The 18,264-nt window shown below is 59.2% G+C and carries 20 protein-coding genes; 6 read left to right on the top strand and 14 right to left on the bottom strand.

Translation table 11 applies throughout. The features are described 5' to 3' along the window. Nucleotides 1-528 precede the first annotated feature (528 nt). Entirely contained in the window at nucleotides 529-1,695 is a 1,167-nt protein-coding gene (locus tag ACOZ32_RS09520; protein ID WP_424335064.1) for an ISH3-like element ISH27-3 family transposase, read from the bottom strand. A 55-nt stretch (nucleotides 1,696-1,750) separates the two neighbouring features. Between ACOZ32_RS09520 and ACOZ32_RS09515 the strand changes: the two genes are divergently transcribed. Continuing rightward, nucleotides 1,751-2,200 carry a sulfatase-like hydrolase/transferase gene (locus ACOZ32_RS09515; RefSeq protein WP_424335261.1) on the top strand — a complete coding sequence of 150 codons (450 nt, stop codon included), beginning with the start codon at nucleotides 1,751-1,753 and terminating at the stop codon, nucleotides 2,198-2,200. Nucleotides 2,201-2,251: 51 nt separating this feature from the next. On the opposite strand, the gene ACOZ32_RS09510 is transcribed toward ACOZ32_RS09515, so the two are convergent. From ACOZ32_RS09510 to ACOZ32_RS09480, 7 genes are all read right to left on the bottom strand, one after another. Next, entirely contained in the window at nucleotides 2,252-3,685 is a 1,434-nt protein-coding gene (locus tag ACOZ32_RS09510; RefSeq protein ID WP_235158073.1) for a hypothetical protein, read from the bottom strand. Nucleotides 3,686-3,757: 72 nt separating this feature from the next. After that, nucleotides 3,758-4,771 carry an N-acetylneuraminate synthase family protein gene (locus ACOZ32_RS09505; RefSeq protein WP_285271046.1) on the bottom strand — a complete coding sequence of 338 codons (1,014 nt, stop codon included), beginning with the start codon at nucleotides 4,769-4,771 and terminating at the stop codon, nucleotides 3,758-3,760. Between the two features lie 12 nt (nucleotides 4,772-4,783). Then, complete coding sequence (gene neuC / locus ACOZ32_RS09500) at nucleotides 4,784-6,028, bottom strand: UDP-N-acetylglucosamine 2-epimerase (protein WP_424335179.1); 1,245 nt, start codon at nucleotides 6,026-6,028, stop codon at nucleotides 4,784-4,786. A 28-nt stretch (nucleotides 6,029-6,056) separates the two neighbouring features. Next, nucleotides 6,057-6,758 (bottom strand): cytidylyltransferase domain-containing protein, encoded by a 702-nt coding sequence (locus ACOZ32_RS09495; RefSeq protein WP_235158076.1) that lies wholly within the window; start codon nucleotides 6,756-6,758, stop codon nucleotides 6,057-6,059. A gap of 564 nt (nucleotides 6,759-7,322) precedes the next feature. Next, a complete protein-coding gene (aglF, locus tag ACOZ32_RS09490; protein WP_235158077.1) occupies nucleotides 7,323-8,042 on the bottom strand; it encodes a UTP--glucose-1-phosphate uridylyltransferase AglF in 720 nt (239 codons plus the stop codon). A gap of 66 nt (nucleotides 8,043-8,108) precedes the next feature. Continuing rightward, nucleotides 8,109-9,089 carry a sulfatase-like hydrolase/transferase gene (locus ACOZ32_RS09485; protein ID WP_235158078.1) on the bottom strand — a complete coding sequence of 327 codons (981 nt, stop codon included), beginning with the start codon at nucleotides 9,087-9,089 and terminating at the stop codon, nucleotides 8,109-8,111. 42 nt (nucleotides 9,090-9,131) lie between these two features. Next, complete coding sequence (locus ACOZ32_RS09480) at nucleotides 9,132-10,559, bottom strand: oligosaccharide flippase family protein (RefSeq protein WP_268824184.1); 1,428 nt, start codon at nucleotides 10,557-10,559, stop codon at nucleotides 9,132-9,134. 114 nt (nucleotides 10,560-10,673) lie between these two features. Here ACOZ32_RS09480 and aglJ point away from each other — a divergent pair, with 114 nt between their 5' ends. Further along, nucleotides 10,674-11,591, top strand: coding sequence for an S-layer glycoprotein N-glycosyltransferase AglJ (gene aglJ / locus ACOZ32_RS09475; protein ID WP_235158081.1), 918 nt, complete (start codon nucleotides 10,674-10,676; stop codon nucleotides 11,589-11,591). 13 nt (nucleotides 11,592-11,604) lie between these two features. Here aglJ and ACOZ32_RS09470 read toward each other — a convergent pair whose 3' ends face one another. Continuing rightward, a complete protein-coding gene (locus ACOZ32_RS09470; protein ID WP_235158082.1) occupies nucleotides 11,605-12,291 on the bottom strand; it encodes a hypothetical protein in 687 nt (228 codons plus the stop codon). Between the two features lie 206 nt (nucleotides 12,292-12,497). Here ACOZ32_RS09470 and ACOZ32_RS09465 point away from each other — a divergent pair, with 206 nt between their 5' ends. Beyond that, complete coding sequence (locus ACOZ32_RS09465) at nucleotides 12,498-12,851, top strand: TRAM domain-containing protein (protein WP_235158083.1); 354 nt, start codon at nucleotides 12,498-12,500, stop codon at nucleotides 12,849-12,851. A gap of 72 nt (nucleotides 12,852-12,923) precedes the next feature. After that, complete coding sequence (gene aglM / locus ACOZ32_RS09460; protein WP_424335178.1) at nucleotides 12,924-14,204, top strand: UDP-glucose 6-dehydrogenase AglM; 1,281 nt, start codon at nucleotides 12,924-12,926, stop codon at nucleotides 14,202-14,204. Nucleotides 14,205-14,217: 13 nt separating this feature from the next. On the opposite strand, the gene ACOZ32_RS09455 is transcribed toward aglM, so the two are convergent. Further along, nucleotides 14,218-14,511, bottom strand: a complete 294-nt coding sequence (locus ACOZ32_RS09455; protein ID WP_010902748.1) for a DUF5779 family protein — start codon at nucleotides 14,509-14,511, stop codon at nucleotides 14,218-14,220. A gap of 76 nt (nucleotides 14,512-14,587) precedes the next feature. Between ACOZ32_RS09455 and ACOZ32_RS09450 the strand changes: the two genes are divergently transcribed. After that, on the top strand, nucleotides 14,588-14,734 hold the full coding sequence (locus tag ACOZ32_RS09450) for a DUF7557 family protein (protein ID WP_012289271.1): 147 nt from the start codon (nucleotides 14,588-14,590) through the stop codon (nucleotides 14,732-14,734). A gap of 13 nt (nucleotides 14,735-14,747) precedes the next feature. On the opposite strand, the gene ACOZ32_RS09445 is transcribed toward ACOZ32_RS09450, so the two are convergent. From ACOZ32_RS09445 to ACOZ32_RS09430, 4 genes are all read right to left on the bottom strand, one after another. After that, on the bottom strand, nucleotides 14,748-15,200 hold the full coding sequence (locus ACOZ32_RS09445) for a DUF5799 family protein (RefSeq protein WP_424335177.1): 453 nt from the start codon (nucleotides 15,198-15,200) through the stop codon (nucleotides 14,748-14,750). A gap of 89 nt (nucleotides 15,201-15,289) precedes the next feature. Then, on the bottom strand, nucleotides 15,290-15,685 hold the full coding sequence (locus tag ACOZ32_RS09440) for an OsmC family protein (RefSeq protein WP_012289270.1): 396 nt from the start codon (nucleotides 15,683-15,685) through the stop codon (nucleotides 15,290-15,292). Nucleotides 15,686-15,966: 281 nt separating this feature from the next. Beyond that, nucleotides 15,967-16,509, bottom strand: a complete 543-nt coding sequence (locus ACOZ32_RS09435; protein WP_285254067.1) for a hypothetical protein — start codon at nucleotides 16,507-16,509, stop codon at nucleotides 15,967-15,969. 153 nt (nucleotides 16,510-16,662) lie between these two features. After that, complete coding sequence (locus tag ACOZ32_RS09430) at nucleotides 16,663-17,385, bottom strand: metal-dependent hydrolase (RefSeq protein ID WP_010902743.1); 723 nt, start codon at nucleotides 17,383-17,385, stop codon at nucleotides 16,663-16,665. A 103-nt stretch (nucleotides 17,386-17,488) separates the two neighbouring features. Here ACOZ32_RS09430 and ACOZ32_RS09425 point away from each other — a divergent pair, with 103 nt between their 5' ends. Next, nucleotides 17,489-18,232, top strand: coding sequence for a fumarylacetoacetate hydrolase family protein (locus ACOZ32_RS09425; RefSeq protein ID WP_012289269.1), 744 nt, complete (start codon nucleotides 17,489-17,491; stop codon nucleotides 18,230-18,232). Nucleotides 18,233-18,264 lie beyond the last annotated feature (32 nt).

The following is an 18,264-nucleotide window of genomic DNA, read 5'->3' as shown; positions in this document are numbered from 1 at the left end:
CCTCTGGAACAGCCGTTTGGGAAAGAGACTGGGACATCCTGGTAGTCGCGGATGCATGTAGAGTTGATCTGCTGCAATCGACTGAAAAGTTCGACGGTGTCCCGCACATTCGGAGTGTCGGATCCAAGTCCCCAGAATGGATGGCTAACACGTTTACTCCTGAGTACTCCGACGAGATGCGACGCACCGCGTACATAACTGGGAACCCATACTCCAAACGATACCGCGATTCTAAATTCGGACTCTTAGACGAGTTATGGAGAAGTCATTGGCAGGAGGCGAAGATATCCACGATGCCTCCTCGCCCGTTGACTGACAGGGTGATAGGAGTTTGGCAAAACAAAGACGAGTATCAGTACCTCACAAAGCGTCCTCAGTTGAGTCAGTCTGAGGTCTGATTTCTGTTGCGGAGTGCAGTGACCGACCGCGATCTCCTCACAGATCGACGGGAAGCTGTCGCTGTCGGCGGCGCTTAGCCGCCGACGCGACAGCGTCGCCACTCAGTGCGGGGGCTGTCCCGGTCAGTGGTTAGCGGTGGAATCGGTCGTCAGGTGGTCGGTTCGCGGGGACGGCCCGACGCACCGCAAGGGCCGTCCACGCAGCCCGTCGAACCATATTCACGAACTCCTTGTACGGCCACCACCAGAGGCGACGCCCGCCTCGGCGCGGCGTCGCCACGTATTCGTAGTGGAGATACCGCCAAACATTCTGTAGCAGCAGACTCACTACGACGTACAGCAGTCTCACCGTCGCGTCTCGTGTCGTTGTCGTCGCTATCGCTTGCTCGGACAAGCGATAGCTCGATTCGATACCGAAGCGTTTGCTGTAGTGGTATCGCGCTTCGCGTGGCGTCTCGATGAACGGCGCGTCAGCGGCGTAGCCGTGACGCGCTACACCGTTCTCGTCATATCGTCCGTTCAGGTACGTACAGTCGATGTAGACGGGAAACTCGACGGTCCAGCTGTGACCGTCGAGTTTCCCTGTCAGGTTGTGTTGAATAATGCGACTCCATCCTTCCGAGAGTTCCTGCTGAATCGCCTCACCCCACTGAATGATTGGGACCACGTAGGCGTAGTTGTGCGCCTGAAGCAGCGTGAGACACTTGCTGTCGTAGAATCCGCGATCAAGGTAGACGGCCTTGACCTCGGTGTTAAGGCCGTCGAGTACACCAAGGAACTCAGCGAGGACGCTGCTGGCGGTGTCGCCGTCTTCGAGACGGCGCACCGCCAGCGTGTAGCGTTTGTTCTTCACACGCGCGTAGAGTGTGGCGTAGGCGTGGAATGCGGTGGTTCCACGCTTGGCTTCCGAGTGATAGAGGTTCTCCGTGTCGTCTTCATCACCGTAGTAGGGCCGCAGGTGGAGGTCTGCGCAGACCTCCACCTGCTCGGGAAGCAGTTCGACGATGTCTCGGCGAAGAAGCGTGTTAGCGACTCGTTCGAGCCGTTCGGGCTCGAACTTCGTCCGTAGATGATAGAGAACTGTGTTCGCCGATGGCGAGTCTTCACTGGAGTTGCACAGCGTCGAGATCGAGGTCCCGTCGGCGGTCGCGCCGACGAGGACCTCGTAGATGTCCTCTGCACCGATTTCAGCGTTGTTGGCGAGGTTGAGAGAAACTTCCTCGTCAAGGCAGTTGACGAGGAAGTTAAGGAGCTGGTCCTCGTGAATCTCACTGTCTGCTTGCTGGGTCGTAGACACACCTTCAGCAAGCAGACGTTCTAACTAAGCGGCTTTGTGATGTACTGAGTATCACATAGACCAAATTGTAGTCCACTACATGCAGCCTCATGCACCGTTCTTTGATCATGCTGAGCTCTACGATGGTTACGATCAGGGTTTCGGAGATGGCGGTACTCCGGACCAGTCCAAGGACGTATGGGATCAGATCAGATACGGGGACGCTAGTCGGAAAGAAATCTGGACCGCATACAGACACAACTTAGAGGTACTGCTTGAGGAGGTTGATTTACTGAAGCGCTCCTGTGACGCAGACATTGTCCTAACATCAGATCACGGGAACGGATTAGGTGAATCTGGAGTGTATGGCCACCCTCGCGGGATCCCTACCGGCGAAGTCCGCAACGTTCCGTGGGTTAGGATTGATGGAAAAGGGAATAGTGATTACACTCCGAAAGAAGACTTTGCTGAGCGTAGTCATAGTGCTAACGCGAGGGATAGGCTCTCTGCCCTGGGTTACAAATAGCCCCAATCTGTTGGTGAAGATCGTCGTGGTCGGTCATGTATTTGCGACTGATCACTCACTATCTCGCTCTTGATTTAGAATGGAGCGTAGTTTTTGCTTGACGTTGTTAGCTGAGTTACTCTTGAAGAATCGGCTTGGATCATACTCTGCAGTTGCTCCTTCTTTTAATTCGACATAGAATGATTCTGGAGAAGAAACAGAAGTAACAACTCCCTCATTAATCAAATCTTCAATATTATGGACGCCTCCAGTATTGACTACGTACGTGTCAAGTTCAAAGTAGAGTCCCTCGTAAACTGCCGTTGAGTAAACTCCCACTTGGATGTCTGCTTTCGCGAATAGCTCATAAAGGGAGTCGGATTCAGGCCCACGGACTTCGATTGGCGAGTTGATCAGCCACGGATACTTCGTTTCCCAGGTGGAGTACTCATCCGGGTGTAGTTTATAAATAATCGAATACTCGTCTCCTACTAGCTCGGATGTCTCTGCTGCAAATTTTGATAATTTTGCGCCAATAGTTTCTTGTGAAATAAACAGTATCTGCGGACCAATGTCTGATATAATATCTTCTTGGTCCTGGACTTTATCCGCTTCTCTCTCCAAATATGGATACCCAACGTCGTAGACGTTTTCAGAGTCCAATGGTAGATCAAACCGATTACGCCAGAACGGGCCAAAAGTAAAAAAATAGTCCGGGAACGCCACTTTTTGTCTGTTGTTCGGCAACGAATATCCAAAGTGATACTTAGAGATTGAGCCGTGCTGTAGCTCTACAACAGGAACGCCTCGCCTCTGACACGCTTCAATAAACGATTCTTTTCCATAGCTGACTACCAGAACAGCCACCTCTGGGTCTACTCGCCGCAAAAGGGCGTCGTAGAGCGGCAGGAGCGCTTGTCGCTCAGCAAGCTCATCCCGAACTGTCCCAACGAGATCAACTGCAACACCGAACTGCTCTTTGAACTCTTGCTCAGCGTTTTTCAAATAATCCACTTCTGTCTCCGGGATGGAGTAGCGGGATACCATCTTATACAGAGTACCCAGGTACTCAATGAAGTCAGTGTACCGAAGAAGAGAGGTAGACGGCGGAGTATAATGGTTCAACTTGTGGTCATACTCCACTGAGACTGCATCAAGATTGCTGCCTTCCAACACTGGATCTGTATACAAATCAAACCATGTGCCGTCATCTCGCTGCTTTCTCCGGGGATGTGCATAAAAGAGAAAGTCGTGGTCGCCAGTAACGTATGGGTTCTTCACGAGTACATTACGGAAAAGCAGGTAAAGGCCCCGAAATCGATCTTTCCAAGAGCTTCCCAGCTCTGGGCCGGCCTCCTCAAAAATGCCCAGTGAAAGACAAACGTTGTCGTAAATGTCGTTTCGGACACGCTCCCAGTATTGGACACCCGCGACTGTTCGATCAAATAATCCGAACTTTGACTCGATGTCGTTGAATGTTTCGTGGACCTCTGGAACCGTACGCATTATATCATTTAACTAGGTGTTTGGGACGCGTTGTCTGTCTGTGACGTAACCTCTCTTTCATTTTCTGAGTGTTCACTCGTCTGCCAGATCGTCCTCCCTGAGGACAGCTCCGGAAGGGAGGTTCGCATTTACAACTCGTCCAACGACCTCGTAAAATCGGTCTGCGCTTACACCAGTACCCGGACGTTTCGTAGTCAGGTCATTTTCCGTAAGCTTCTGCCCATTCTCGACATCGTGCTTTAGCACCACACTATGCCGGGCCCATGCCTTGACATCCGTTTCCTCCTCAGTGATGAACTTCTCGTGGCCTCGTGTGCTGTCAATGAGCTCGGCGTAGTTCCCTAGGGTCTCTAGTTGCTCGGGGTCGATAGAAACTTCTTGGTCTGGACCTGGGAGCCGCCGATCAATAGTGAAGTGCTTCTCGACGAAATCTGCACCCCTCGCCATCGCAATCACGGAAGCTTCCACACCTTTTGAATGGTCGGAGAAACCAACCGGTACGTTGTATCTCGACTTCATCTCCCGAATAGTGTCTATCTGGAAGTCTTCCGGGTCGGTAGGGTACTCCGAGACACAGTAGAGCAACGAGAACTCAGCACCTCGCTCTCGAAGGAAATCCACGGTATCACTGATGGTCTCGTAGTCGCTCATTCCCGTAGAGACCAACAGTGGCACGCCTACCTCTGCTGCTCGACCGAGCAGATGGTAATTCGTCAGCTCTCCAGACCCGATCTTGATCGCGGAGACGTCAAGCTCTTCCAGCCAGTCAACTGCTTCCACGGAAAATGGGGTTGACAAATACTCGACTCCAGTGCGCTTACAGTGGGACTGTAACGCTCGGTGCTCACCCCTCGAAAACGAACTACCCGAGACGTCCTCGTAGACTTCACCAGCACCGATTTTCTCCATCTCCTCTGCAACCATCTCTTCCCCGGGGAGATGTGTTTGGAATTTCACCGCGTCCGCGCCGGCGTTTGCAGCCACCTCGATAAAACGCTTCGCCAGTTCGAGATCATCGCCTGCGTTGATTCCGACCTCAGCTATTACGAACGGTGCTTCGTCGGTACCGATTTGGATTCCGTTCATGCCTAGCATGGGCTACCTCGCCGAGCTATCTTTTACTTCCGGTTGTATCCCGATCTGCTCGGGACTCATCGGATCTTTTCGTTCAAATGTGATCGAAGATAGAACATCAATTATCTTGCTGGACGCTTCTCCGGATCCGTAAATGAAGCTGGAGTCGTACTCACCGTGTTCAATCTGGGATCTGAGCGCTTCTTTGATTGCCAACATTTCACACTCAACGTCCACAACGTTCGGCCCGCGTTCTCTATTCGATTGGCGACTTCCCACGTTTACAACAGGGGTTCCGAAGTACGAACATTCTCTTATTCCGACACTTGAATTTCCGACGACACAAGCCGCGTTACTGACAAGTGTTAGGTAGTCTTCGGGTTCGAGGTTGATGAAGAACCGTACACCATCTGGAGACTCCGCCTCTCGGTACTCTCGTATGGCCTTAGAAACCTGATCTGTCCCGGCGTCCATATTTGGCCAGAACCAAAATACATTTACATCGGATTTATCCACCGCGTTAACCAGTGATCTCGTTTTTTCGTAATTACTCTGGTACTTGGTTGGTATCGGATGGTACTGTACAACGATATATGGCTCATCTACGTTAACTCGATCGCCGACTCCTCCATATTCTTCTTGGGGATCGTAGTTGTCCGCACGATTTTGTTCGATCTCTGCAGCAATGTCAATTGAGGGGCACCCGGTTCGATAAATCGTATCTGGGTGTTCACCGAGACTTCGTACGATTTTCTCGCTCCGTTCGGTCGATACGAAGTGGTAATCCGACATTTTTGTCGTTGCATGCCGGACTTTGTCGTCGACTGAACCAGTAATCTCGCCGCCCTCAAAGTGACAGACAGGAACGTTTTGGTAAGACGCTGCTAAGGTCGCTGCCATCGTCTCGAATCGGTCCCCAGTCAGTATCAACGCGTCAGCATCAGATCTGTTGATAACGCTCGAATATTCTATTAATTCAAGACCTGTTGTTTTCGCTTGAGCAACGGGAGAGCCACCGTCAAGCAGATTGGTCAATTCGTGGTCGATATCTACCCCGTCGCCCTCAAGAACCGGTCTAAGATCTCCGTAGTCGTGTACGGTTGCTCCGCCAGATAACACAACTTCCAAACTGAACTCAGGCGACCTTTGAAGTCCCAATAGTACGGTTTTGATTCGGGCGTACTGCGCCCTTGTAGTCAGAAAGGTGACTAGCTTTTTCACCATGTGTTGCTGATTTGCGCTTGTACTCATATACTTATTGTTGGTCATGGTGATACCCTCCAAACTGCAGGCGATTTCAATGCGTGACGAACGCGTCCACCAGCTCTAGTTCCCACTCTTCGTCGATTTGCAGCGACCGTCTCGGTGGCATTTTGAATGCCTCTGTTTTGCTGCTGTAGAACGTCTTATTCTCCCGCCAGGAGTCCACTGAGGACACAAATATTGCGCCGTTCGGATATAGTAGATCGTTGATATCTTGCTCACGTACGTACGAGTCGGAGAACAGCAGCGTTGGATCATATCGCTCCTCAAGATATCCTGCTCCGTTTCTTTGAACGGCATACTGGGGCGGTTCTGTAAACTCACTAACACTTAGTAGGGTATGCGCATCCGACTGGTGGAATTTACGCATTGATTGATCAATGTCAGTTGCTGACCTCAGTGGCGATGTTGGCTGCAGTAGACAAATCGAGTCGAACTCTTCGCCATGGCCTTCGAGTTGGTCGAGTGCATGTGTGACTACTGACGCGCTTGATGCGGTATCTGTTGCAAACTCTGTGGGGCGGATGAACGGAGTGTCACCACCATACTCTCGAGCTACCCTTGCTATCTCTTCGTTATCAGTAGACACGACAGTCCGTGATATGGTCTCGGACTTCTGGGCTTGTTCAATAGTGTGGGCAATGAGTGGTTTCCCTCCTACGTCGCGGATATTCTTTCGCTCTACTCGACTTGACCCTCCTCTTGCGGGAACCAATCCCAGAATATCAGCCTCCATCTTACTAAGATAGAGTACACCCCGCAATATTATTTCGGGGTTATAACCGATCTTGCGCTTAACCTACTGTGATTTCATTTGTCGTATTACGCGGCTTGTTAATGTTCTGCCCGAGCGCATCAACACGTTACACGGGAACGACAGAAGATACACCTTCGTCTAGCCGATTTCTCGCCTCCAATTGTGGGGCTTCGGAGCCGAGTTCAAGAGCTCGATTGGCGTCACTGAGCGCGGAAACGCCGACTACGGGTGCCCGACCCGACTTTGCTCACGTTTGCAGCACCTCCTGTGTGGGTTCGACATCCGTGAGCGCGGAAATCACGGGCGTTTTGAGTTATCAATGCAAGCATATCGTGATTGAGTTCGCCACCGAAGATCCCTGATCGGTGCATGACTATACGTCCTCTGCCGGAGCCGGCGACGGGTTCGACCCTATTCACCACACCGCGGCCCGCCGCCGTGACGTGCTCCACGAGTGGCCGGCCAGCCACTGGGACTAACGGCTTCGCCCGGGTTTTCCCTATTCGAGTCGCGTCTCTTCACCGACCGTGAGGACGACTGCTGTCACGCCTCGGCCTCCTGCAGCCGACTTTCTGCTTCGTCCCTGTCTTCCGGATATCCGACGTCGATCCGCCAGCCTTCCATCGGGATCGCGTCGATGGTCCGCCCGCTTTTGATCAGCAGATCGATCGCGTCTGAGAGCTCGTACTCCGCTCGATCCGACGGCTGCACGAGCTTACACGCCTGAAAGATCGCCGGAGAGAACGTGTAGAACCCCGTCATCACGAGGTTTGACGGCGGGTCGTCTGGCTTTTCGACGACTTCCTGGATTTCACCGTAATCGTTGGTGTCACACACGCCGTATCGGCTGGCCTCGTCCCAGTCGACTTCCTCGACAAGGAACGCTGCGTCCGCCCGCTCCTCTTGTTGGCGGCTCACAACGTCCTCCAGGTTCGCCCTGAAGATGTTGTCCCCGAGCATCAGCATGAAGTCCTCGTTGACGTGTTCTTCGGCTTTGAGCAGGGCGTGCGCTAGTCCGTTCTGCTCGCGCTGGTGCGCGTAGGTGATCGGAACCCCCTCGAACTCGTCGCCGTAATGGCTGATGATGTTCTGCTTCCGATAGCCAACGATGGCGACGATCTTCTCAGCACCCAACGCAACGAGCCGTTCGAAACAGTGCGTGAGGATCGGTTTCCCGGCTATCTCTACCATCCCCTTTGGTTTGTCTTCTGTCAGCGGACGGAGTCGGGTTCCTTCACCCGCAGCGAGCACGACTGCTTGCATGAATCGCGGTTACAGACGAATGTTTAAATACGTTCGTACGTGAGGCCGCCAATAAGATCGGTCGAATCAACGATAGCCGAGATCCTCAAGATGCTCCTCGACATCGATTTGATCAGTCTGAGACGACTCCACGTCGGGTTCTCTAGAGTGTTCGTCAGTCGCTGTCGTCTCCACCCAAGGGACCTTCTTTACGATCGGATAGGGGAACCCTTCCGGGTGACCATAGGCCCCACACGCACCAAATGATTCACCGTGGTCTGCAGTGATCGCGACGGTTTCGGCGTCGAGGTTCTCCAGCAGCTCCTCGATATCGTCGAGGACGAACCTGAGTGTATCCCGGTACATGTCGTAGACTACGTCTCTGTCGGCTTCACCAGTTTCGAGTTGTTCGTACCCCTCTTGCTCTAGTTCGGTCGGAGGCCTGCCCTCGCGTATCGCGTGCCCGATGTACGGTCGGTGGGGCTGCATGTAGTGGACCATCAGTCGGTCCGGGTTGTTATCCCGAGACGCCTGAATGGCGTGATCGGTCATGCTTCGCGGGAGCGCTACCCCGTACGTCTCGTCGTGATGGTCCTGCCACACCATGTCGACGGCGTCGAAGGTCGAGAGATCTTCGAGGTTCCATCGGGAGACGTCGAGCGGAGTCGTGTTGTTCTTCGGCGGAAGGCTATGGCGCTCAAATAGTTGGCTGACGTGGCCGTTCCCAGTCACGTAGTGTGTTTTCTCGATCTCTGACCGATACTCCTCTGTGAACGTGTTCGCCATCCATTCGTCTGACTGACTCCCAACCGACCACATTGTCTCCACGTCCTCAATGAATTCGTACTCGTCGGCGACCTCTCGGAGCGTGTCGATACGGCAAGCGTCGAGAATCAGGAGCACGTCCCAGTCTCGCTCGTAAACGTTGGTTCCGAGTGACATCCGTGAAGTCACTGCGTACCATATCACTAGGTACCACGTGTACACGACGTAGAGTGGGGCGCGGACGGGGTTCTCACGGAACCGTCGTCGCATCTCCGCGAGCCACTCCCGAACGTTCGTCCTCATATACCCTTTCGTAGCAGGATCGAGAGTGATGAAGTGACCGGTCTACCGTGGTCCGATCGTGGGGAACTGGAAGGGGAGGTTATCCTCAACAGTCGTGCGGAACTCTTGAGAGAGAGCGAGTAAGGACGCGAAGTAAGCACAAGCGCCGATTCCGACGAGTACGACCGCAACTGGCAGTGATTCGGCGGTATTGAGTCGGCCGACACTCACGATGGCAGCCATAATAACCGCCGACAGACACTGCTTTCCGACTTCGATAAGTGGGATGGTGACGTCGATCACCTGTTTCGCGTAGTAGTAGCCCAGTATCAAGCCCATACCCGCCGACGTTGTCGTCGCTGCTGCTGCCCCGTACCAGCCGAACTGCCACGTGAGAGTGAGGTTCAGTGTGAGGTTCACCACGACGAAGACAGCGTTGATGTTGAACGTCCGGCCCGGATAGTCGAGTGCGTTGATGGTAGAGAGGAACTGCCCCATATACCCATACAAGAGGCGGGCAAACGTGAGAACGATGAGAACGTAGTAGCCAGTGTCGAACCCGGGGCCGTAGATGGTGAGAACGAGGTCGCCGAGGAGCGCGGCGCCAACTAGCCCCGGAATAATGAAGAGCCCGGAATACGCCAAACTGACGCGGAGAAGCCCTGCGATTTCGTCTTCCGTCCCTTCGTTGGACGAGATCTCGCTCATCTCCGGGAACAGCGTCCTTGAGATGGAGATGCCGAATATGGCGAACAGTGATGCCAAATTCCACGCCACCTCGTAGACCGCAATGAAACTGTTGGAAACGAACACTGCGAGAACGATGGTGTCCATTGAGAGGAACGTTCGTCCTTTGATGGAGCCGAGCCAGGAGAACTGCGCATAGGACTTGAGACGAGAGAATTCGCGGCGAGAGGGCAGTTTCTCGGGAATCGATACGAAGTACGCACCAATGATAACCGCCACGATGGCGCCCACAATGTAACCAGCAAAGGCACCCGCAATGCCGGACCCAGACAGAACGAGCGCGACCTGTACGGCGCTCCGGCTCGTCCACTCGACTGGCGAAAGGACGCTTGAGACGTGAACAAGATGCTGCCCCTCGAGGACAGTTCGTACGAAGCCGAGAGCGAGTCGAACTGCGAGCATCAAAACGAGCACCCAGGTCACGCTGAGGCCCATGAAGTCGTTCAGGTAGGGACGTGTGATCCAGATGCAAGTGGCCACTACTGCGTACAGGCCGACTTGTGCCAGCGCCCCAGAAACGACGTAATTTCCACCGTCTGCTTCGCTGACTCGCTTCCGAACCGCCTGTGGGAGCCCGAGTTTCCCCCCGATAACGACCCAGGACAGAACCGATAGTACGACCACGTACGTGCCGTACTGCTCTTGGCCGAGCGTCCGAGTCAAAACCACTGTCGCGATGAACCCCGAGAACGACATGACGAGCTTCGAGAGAAAGTGAATGATCGACGTTCGACCGTATCTCATAGGTAACTCACGGGTTGTTCGTCGGCGTCAGGTTTGCCTCGGCTACGTATCAATACGGCGTTTCTTCGCAGTCGAAGAAAACGTTTTTGCGGTCACCCCGTCCACGCCAACGTAATGAGCGAGGAGTACGAGGAGGTGTGCGCGCTCGTTCCGACGCGGAACGAAGCGGCGACCATCGCCGACGTGATCGACGGGCTTTTCGAGGTCGGCGTGGGCCACGTCCTCGTCGTGGACGGGAACTCGGCCGACGACACGGCGGCCGTCGCGGCCGAACACGGCGCGGAAGTCGTCCAGCAGTCCGGCGACGGGAAGGGGCAGGCCGTCCGCGAGGGCGTGAGTCTGATCGAGGCGTCGTATGTGCTGCTGTTGGACGGCGACGGCACGAACCCGCCCGCGCAGGCGTCACGCCTCCTCGATCCACTCGTCGCTGGGGAAGCCGAACACGTTGTCGGCGATCGCACGGCGGACATGCGACCGGGCGCGATGAGCACCCTCAACCAGATCGGGAACCGCCTCATCAATCGCGCGTTCCACCGCATCCACGGCGAAGACTACGGCGACATTCTCTCCGGCTACCGGGCGTTCACGGCTGAATCGTTCGACCGAATGTTTCTCTCGGCGGAGGGGTTCGGTATCGAGACGGAGATGGCCGTGGAGTGTTCGCGGCACAACATCACGACCCGGGTCGTGCCGACGACCTACCGGGCGCGGCCCGACGACTCGGAAACCAACCTGCATCCAATCTCGGATGGGGCGCGCATCATCCTAACACTGTACAGTCTCGCGAAAACGTCCAACCCGCTGTTCTACTTCGGGAGCATCGGCGCGGGGTTCGGCACGCTCGGCGTGGCGCTTGCGGGATACGTGGCGTACGACTGGCTGTTGCACGGGGTCAGCCACGAGGTGATCGCACTCGTCGCGGGGGTGAGCGTGCTGTTCGGGGTGCAGTTGTTGATGTTCGGACTGCTGTCGGATCTGATTGTGACCCTGCACCGCGAGCAGACCCGCCGCATCGAGCGCCTGAACAAGTGACCGATGCCGACGCCTACGACAGCATCGAGGACAGGCTGTTCAGCCACGCCTTCGGTGCGCGACGGCGCGCGCCGTCGGCGGCGTATTCGAGGTCGCGGGCGGCGGCCTGCATGATTCCGTCACCGTGCCCGGTGAGGATGCGGTCGGGCGTGAAGTCGGTCAGCGGCGACGGCGGCGCGATCCGGAGCATCGGGTGGACGCCGACGTGCTCGCGGCCAGTCAGGAAGTAGTCGACCGTGCCGACGAGGTCCCCGACGACGAGCGTTTCGCCGTCGTAGAGCGCGGCTTCATCCCAGATCGGCCAGTCGACGGTGCGCACGAGCTCGAAGTCGGTGCCGGGCAGCGATCCGGTGATGGGTTGGGTGGGGGCGTCGATCTCGGGGTCGACGTACGAGGGCACGTAGATCGGAACGTCGTGGCGGTCGGCGACGGCTTCGGCGTCCCGGGCGTGGCGGTCCATCAGCACGACGACGCCGGTGACGGTTCCCAGCTCCGCGAGCAGCTCGTCGACACCGTCGCCGTCGACCGGATCGATCACCCAGACGTCGGCCTCGGCGTCCTCGTCGTCGGTTGACGGGACAGCGAGCGCGTGGCTCGCGCGCTGCATGGTCTCCTCTGGGTACGCGATCCAGCCGACACCGCCCTCGAAGCGGTCGATCTCCGTGATCGCGTCCGCACGCCCGGTTTGTTTGAGTGGCATACCCGTAGTACGCACACCACGGTCTTAAAACGGGGCACGCCGATGGTCGTTGCCGCATTCTAGGCAGGACGCTCGCGTTACCGCCTGCACTCGGGGTCGAAGTCGCGCTGTTCGGTCTCGCGGCCGAGTTGTCGCGGTTCGTGTCGGGGCTGAGGCGGCGGCGCTGAGTCGATGGCTTGTAGGGCGCGCGCTGGGATGCTGGCAGCATGAACACGATCATGATCGGTGCCGGGGCGGCGGCGGTGCTCTGTCTGCTCGCCGTCGGGGTTGGGTGGCGGCGTCGCAGCGGGTCGTCGGCCGGGCAGTCCCAGCGCGCACACCGGGACGCCCAGCAACGCACACCGCCGGTGTCGCTGGGCGAGACCTACGAGTTCGGGGTGACGGAGTTCACTGATCATCACTCCGGTGACCGTGTCGCCGTCGGGAAGGTCGAGGGATTCGTCGTGTTCACCACCGACGTGCCGGCCGGCGTTTCCCCCGGGGACGTGATCCAGGCGACGATCACGTCGTTCAACCGGAACGAGACGTCGGCGGACGCGATCTTCGCGGGGCGACCCTGACGACACCCCCCTGCAGTGTGGCGAATCAACTTTGTGTAGCCGCTGAGTACCGGTGCGTATGGTGACCACTGGATGGACGTGAGCATCGTTGGGAGTGGGTACGTCGGCACGACGATCGCGGCGTGTTTCGCCGAGCTCGGACACACTGTCGTGAACGTCGACGTGGACGCGGACGTCGTCGCGGCGATCAACGACGGCGACGCACCGATCCACGAGCCCGGGCTCGCCGAGCGGATCGACGCACACGCTGGGACGCGACTGCGCGCCACCACGGACTACGAGGCGGTTCGTGACACGGACGTGACGTTCCTCGCGCTCCCCACGCCGGCGCGTGAGGACGGGAGCATCGACACGTCCATCATGGAATCCGGGGCGGCGTCGCTCGGCGAGGCGCTGGCCGGAGCCGACGACCACATGGTCGTGGTCAAGAGCACGGTTGTTCCCGGGACGACCGAGGACGTGGTCGAATCCGCGCTCGTGAGCGCCGGATTCGACGACCCGTTGCTCGCGATGAATCCGGAGTTCCTGCGGATGGGGTCTGCTGTGGACGATTTCCGCCACCCGGATAAGGTGGTGTTCGGCGCGCTCCGTGACGCCGCCTACGACCAGTTGCACGCGGTCTTCGAGCCACTGCTCGCGGAGGCCGGCGATGCGACCGTGGTGGAGACGGGGCTGCGGGAGGCCGAGATGATCAAGTACGCCAACAACGCGTTTCTGGCGTCGAAGGTGAGCCTCATCAACGATCTGGGGAACATCTGCAAGGAGCTCGGGGTCGACGCCTACGAGGTTGCCGACGCGATCGCCGAGGACGACCGCATCAGCGGCCAGTTCCTCCGGTCCGGGGTCGGCTGGGGGGGAAGCTGCTTCCCGAAAGACGTTGCGGCCATCATGGCGGCTGCCAAGGACGCGGGCTACGAGCCGGCGATGTTGGAGGCCGCCGTCGAGGTCAACGACCGCCAGCCCGAACGCCTGCTTTCGCTTTTGGACGGTCACGTCGACGTTGCCGGCGAGCGCGTCGCCGTCCTGGGGCTGTCGTTCAAGCCGGGCACCGACGACATCCGCGGCACGCGCGCGGTCCCGGTCATCGACGGGCTCCAGGACCGGGGGGCTGACGTGGTCGCGTACGACCCCGTGGCGGCCGAGAAGATGGCCGAGCAGCGCCCCGAGGTCACGTACGCCGACAGCGCGGCGGGCGCACTCGCCGACGCGGTCGGGGCCGTCGTGGTCACCGACTGGGACGAGTTCGCGGCCCTCGACGACGAGTTCGACGCCATGGCCGAGCGCGTCGTCGTCGACGGCCGGCGCGTCGTGGACCCGCAGGCGGACGTGACCTACGACGGGCTCACCTGGTAGCCGGCTGGTCGTCCTACAGGCGGCCGGCGTCGACGTCCACGTCCGGCGGTGACACGACCAGGAACTCCCGGAAATGTACGAGGGAGCCGCCGGCGTCTTTGACCGTGCCCGCAAACCCCTCGGCGAGCGCGTTCAGGTCGCCATCAACGGCCAAGAAGAGTACGTTCCCACGGGTGACCTCCTCGACCCATTCTTCGTCGGGTGTGGTGCCGTCGAGCACACCCAGGGTGACATTGCCGTCGAAGTCAGCCGGGGTGTCGAGTTCGTCCTCGGCGCGCCGGAGGTCGAGGTTGAAGCCGTCACTCATGGGTGGTCGATCGGCGCGCACTGGCAAAAACCTTCCCGCCCCCGGATTTATGGTGTGTCACAGCCTACAGATGCGTATGCCGAAGGTCATACTCAGCGAGGAGACCGTGCAGCGACTCGAGGCTCTGCAGTCCGACGACGAGTCCTACGACGAACTCGTCGCGGAGCTGTTGACCGCTCACGACGCCGAAGAGTTGTCGCTGTTCGGTGCCGACGCCGAGTGATCCGGCGACCCGACTATTCGGCGTCAGCGGCCGCCTGGCGCACCGCATCGAATCGGCCTTCGTCTTCGAGATGCGCCTGGAGTTCGTCGGCGTAGGCGCTTGCGAGCGTTTCGGCCTCGGTGGCGAGTGCCTCGTGGTCCCCACCGCCGTCATCGCCGAGGCCGAGCGCGTTCTTGATGCCGTCAACGACCCCCGAACTGGTTCCGGACCCGCCACCGGCCGGCCCGCCGGGTGCCATCTGTCTGTCGACCGTCTCCATCTCCGGCAACACGTGCTCGAGGCCGGACGTGTCGGCGACGATCCGGGCGGCAGCCGGGTCGTCGGGGTCTTGGAACTCGAATTCCACGGCCGTCATCACGAGCCCCCACTGTGGGCGGGAGAGATCAGAGGCCTGCACGCGGTCGGCGAACGCGTCGTCCACGCTCATGCGAGTGCCGACGATGCGGTCCTGCCAATCGGCAGTCATACCCACGGCTACGATGGGGACGTGTTTGTATGCTGCGACGCCCGCGCAAAGAACAAGCTGGTGTGTCGGCTGCCGCTCGGATCGCGCGCTCAGAACGCGCCGGTCTCGGCGGACAGCTCCGCGTGGAGGTCCGCACGGAGCGCGCTGTGCACGTGGCAGATGTCCTCGGCGCGGTCCGCGATGGCGTCGAACGCCTCGTCGTCGAGGTCCTCCTCGACGAGCAGGTGGAACCGGATCGCGGTGAGGTCGTCGTGGTCGTCGAGGTCACCCTCCACGTCGATGTCGATGCGGCCGAGGTCGTCGAAGCCTTCCTTCTGGCCGCCGACGCGGAACGCCGGGATGAAACACGACGCGTAGTCCGCCAGCAGCGTCGCGTTCGGGTTCGGGCCGTCCTCGTCCGTGGCGTCGATGGTTAGTTCGAAGTCCCCGATTCGGGACTGAGTCGTGTAGCCGTCCGCCGAGGTGCTGGTTACTTCGATGGTCATTGCGTTTCGATGATCGCCCGCCGCCAGTGTAAGCGTTGTTCTTCCGGCGGGATCGGTTCCGAGAGCTGCGGTCGTGGCAGCGACGGATGTCCCTCGTACGTGGTCACGCGGCCCCTCCAGCAACGCTGTTCGGGGCATATGCTTCGTCGGGCGGCACAACCCCGCCGCGCTTGCCCGCTGTGATTTCTCGCGGTCGTCGAGTCCAGCCCAACGATCCACTGCCAACGACCGCGTACGGGTCGGAGCAGGCCGAGTGCCTCGGGGCTTGGCCCCGAGGCAGTTCACTGATCGGAGCTGAAATACGAACTCAAATCGTTCAGGGCGCTGTACTTGTACTGCTGGGTGTTGTCCCCTGAGGACCCGTAATAATGTGTCACCAACTCACCCGCTGCTGGATGAACACCCGCGACGACGGCACCGCTGCCACCCTCAGTGGCGTACGGGAGACACTGACGGGCATTTCCTTCGTCGAGGGTTGCCCCCAGCTGCTTGCCCGCCTCGGATCCGACAAACGCAATCAGCGATCCACCACAGACGGCATCAACGAGTTTCCGGTCGCTCAACGACGTCTCGGGGGATACGAAAACGAGACTGGCATCCGCTAGTTCGTCGACGGTGTTTGCGTCTTCTTCTACCGAGAGCGGGAACGAGTCACCCACGAACGTCGGCTTTGAATGCGTCTCAACCGCGTGTTCAGTGTCGCTCGGTTCGTTAGTTGTGGCTGCCGCCCGTTCTGACGACGGGCGAGCGATCCTCGCACAGCCGGACAGCGAGAGGGTCGTCCCTACTGCAGCCAGGGCCTTCCGACGGGTGCACGCCATCATATCATAATACAAAAGACAGGAACTAAAAACATGGCTGTGTCCGGCTGGGGAGACCAACGGAACCGTGAGGGGAGCCAATAGCGGAGTGAAGCCGATGCCGCTGTTGATTCGGTCATACACGTCAAAATACGCCGGTGGGAGTGCAGCCTGGTTTTACAGCGCGTCCGAGAGGTCGACCGTTTCGTCGCCGTCGAGCACGTGAACGTCGGCCTGGCTGCCGGTGGCGTTCACCTCGCGTTCGAAGTCCGCGGTGTCGACCTCGATGGGCGGGAAGGTGTCGTAATGCATCGGGAACGCGACATCAACGTCCAGCCAGTCGACGGCGACAGCGGCCTGCATCGGCCCCATTGTGAAGTGGTCGCCGACCGGGACGGCGGCGGCGTCCGGGTCGAGGTAGGGACCGATAACGTCTTTCATCTCGGATTGGAGGCTGGTGTCGCCGGCGTGGTAGAACGTCGTGGCGTCGCCGTCGCCGGTCTGCGTGGGCGCGGCGTCCGAGATGACGTAGCCGACGGGCGTTCCGCCGGAGTATTCGTAGCCGGTTTCCAGGCCGTTGGTGTGGTCGGCCCGCACCATCGTCACGAACGCGTCGCCGAGCTCGACGGTCCCCCCGAGGTTCATGCCGGTGGTGTCTTCGACGCCGGTTTCGTCGGCCACGTAGCCGGTCACTTCGGGGGTGCCGACGGTGTGGGTGTCGGCGAACGCGCCGACGTGTGCGATGTGGTCGGCGTGGCCGTGTGTGAGCAGGACGTGGTCGACAGCGACCTCGCTGGGGGCGGTGTCAGTGTGGGGGTTGTCGAAGAAGGGGTCGACGAGGAGATCGGTGGTGCCGACTGTTACGCGCCACGTCGAGTGTCCGAACCAAGTAAGCTCCATAACATCCCCCTGTACGCCGGAACGGTCCTTAAATGTGCGCGCTGCGGTGTTCGGGGCTGCCGGTGCCACAACCCTGAAGCGACCACCGCCGGAACACGGGAGCGTGCACCGAATGCGCTTTCGCACGCCGGCCGGCGCTGTGCGGGTCGGCGAGTACGACCCCGATGCGGAGGTCGTCGCCGCCGCCGGGCGTGCGTTCGACCGAGCGAGTGTGGACGTGTTGCCGCCGTGTGACCCGTCGAAGGTCGTCTGCGTGGGCCGCAACTACGCGGCGCACGCCGACGAGCGGGACGCCGACGTTCCGGACCGCCCGCTGCTGTTTTTGAAGCCACCCACTGCGGTCGCGGGTCACGGCGACGCCACGCCGCTCCCGCCGAACACACGCGTCGAACACGAGGCGGAGCTCGCGGTCGTCATCGGCACCCAGGCCCGCAACCTCGACGCCGGGGCTGCGATGGCGGCCGTCGAGGGGTACACTGTCGCCAACGACGTGTCCAACCGCACCGACCAGGACCGCGAGCAGAACTGGGTCCGCGGCAAGGCGTTCGACGGATCGTGTCCGCTCGGGCCGGTGGTCGCAACTCCCGATGAGGTGCCCGACGATGCGACCGTGGCGTTGGACGTCAACGGCGAGCGCCGCCAGTCCGGGTCGATCTCGCAGTTCGTCTTCGACGTGCCCACGCTGCTGGCCGAGATCACGGCGTTCGTGACGCTGCAGCCGGGCGACGTGGTATTGACTGGGACGCCGCCGGGCGTGGGCGAGCTCACCGACGGCGACCGCGTTGCGGCGTCCGTCGAGGGCGTCGGCACGCTCGAACACACGGTTGTGCGCGAGCCGCCCGCGTAGTGGGCGGCGTGCCGGGAACGCAATCCTGAAGT

Origin of the sequence: Halobacterium sp. MBLA0001 (assembly GCF_049705385.1) — an archaeon.
In the GTDB taxonomy this organism is placed as follows: domain Archaea; phylum Halobacteriota; class Halobacteria; order Halobacteriales; family Halobacteriaceae; genus Halobacterium; species Halobacterium salinarum.
The sequence above is the reverse complement of the archived record's forward strand: the minus strand, read 5'-3'. Positions and strand labels throughout refer to the sequence as shown.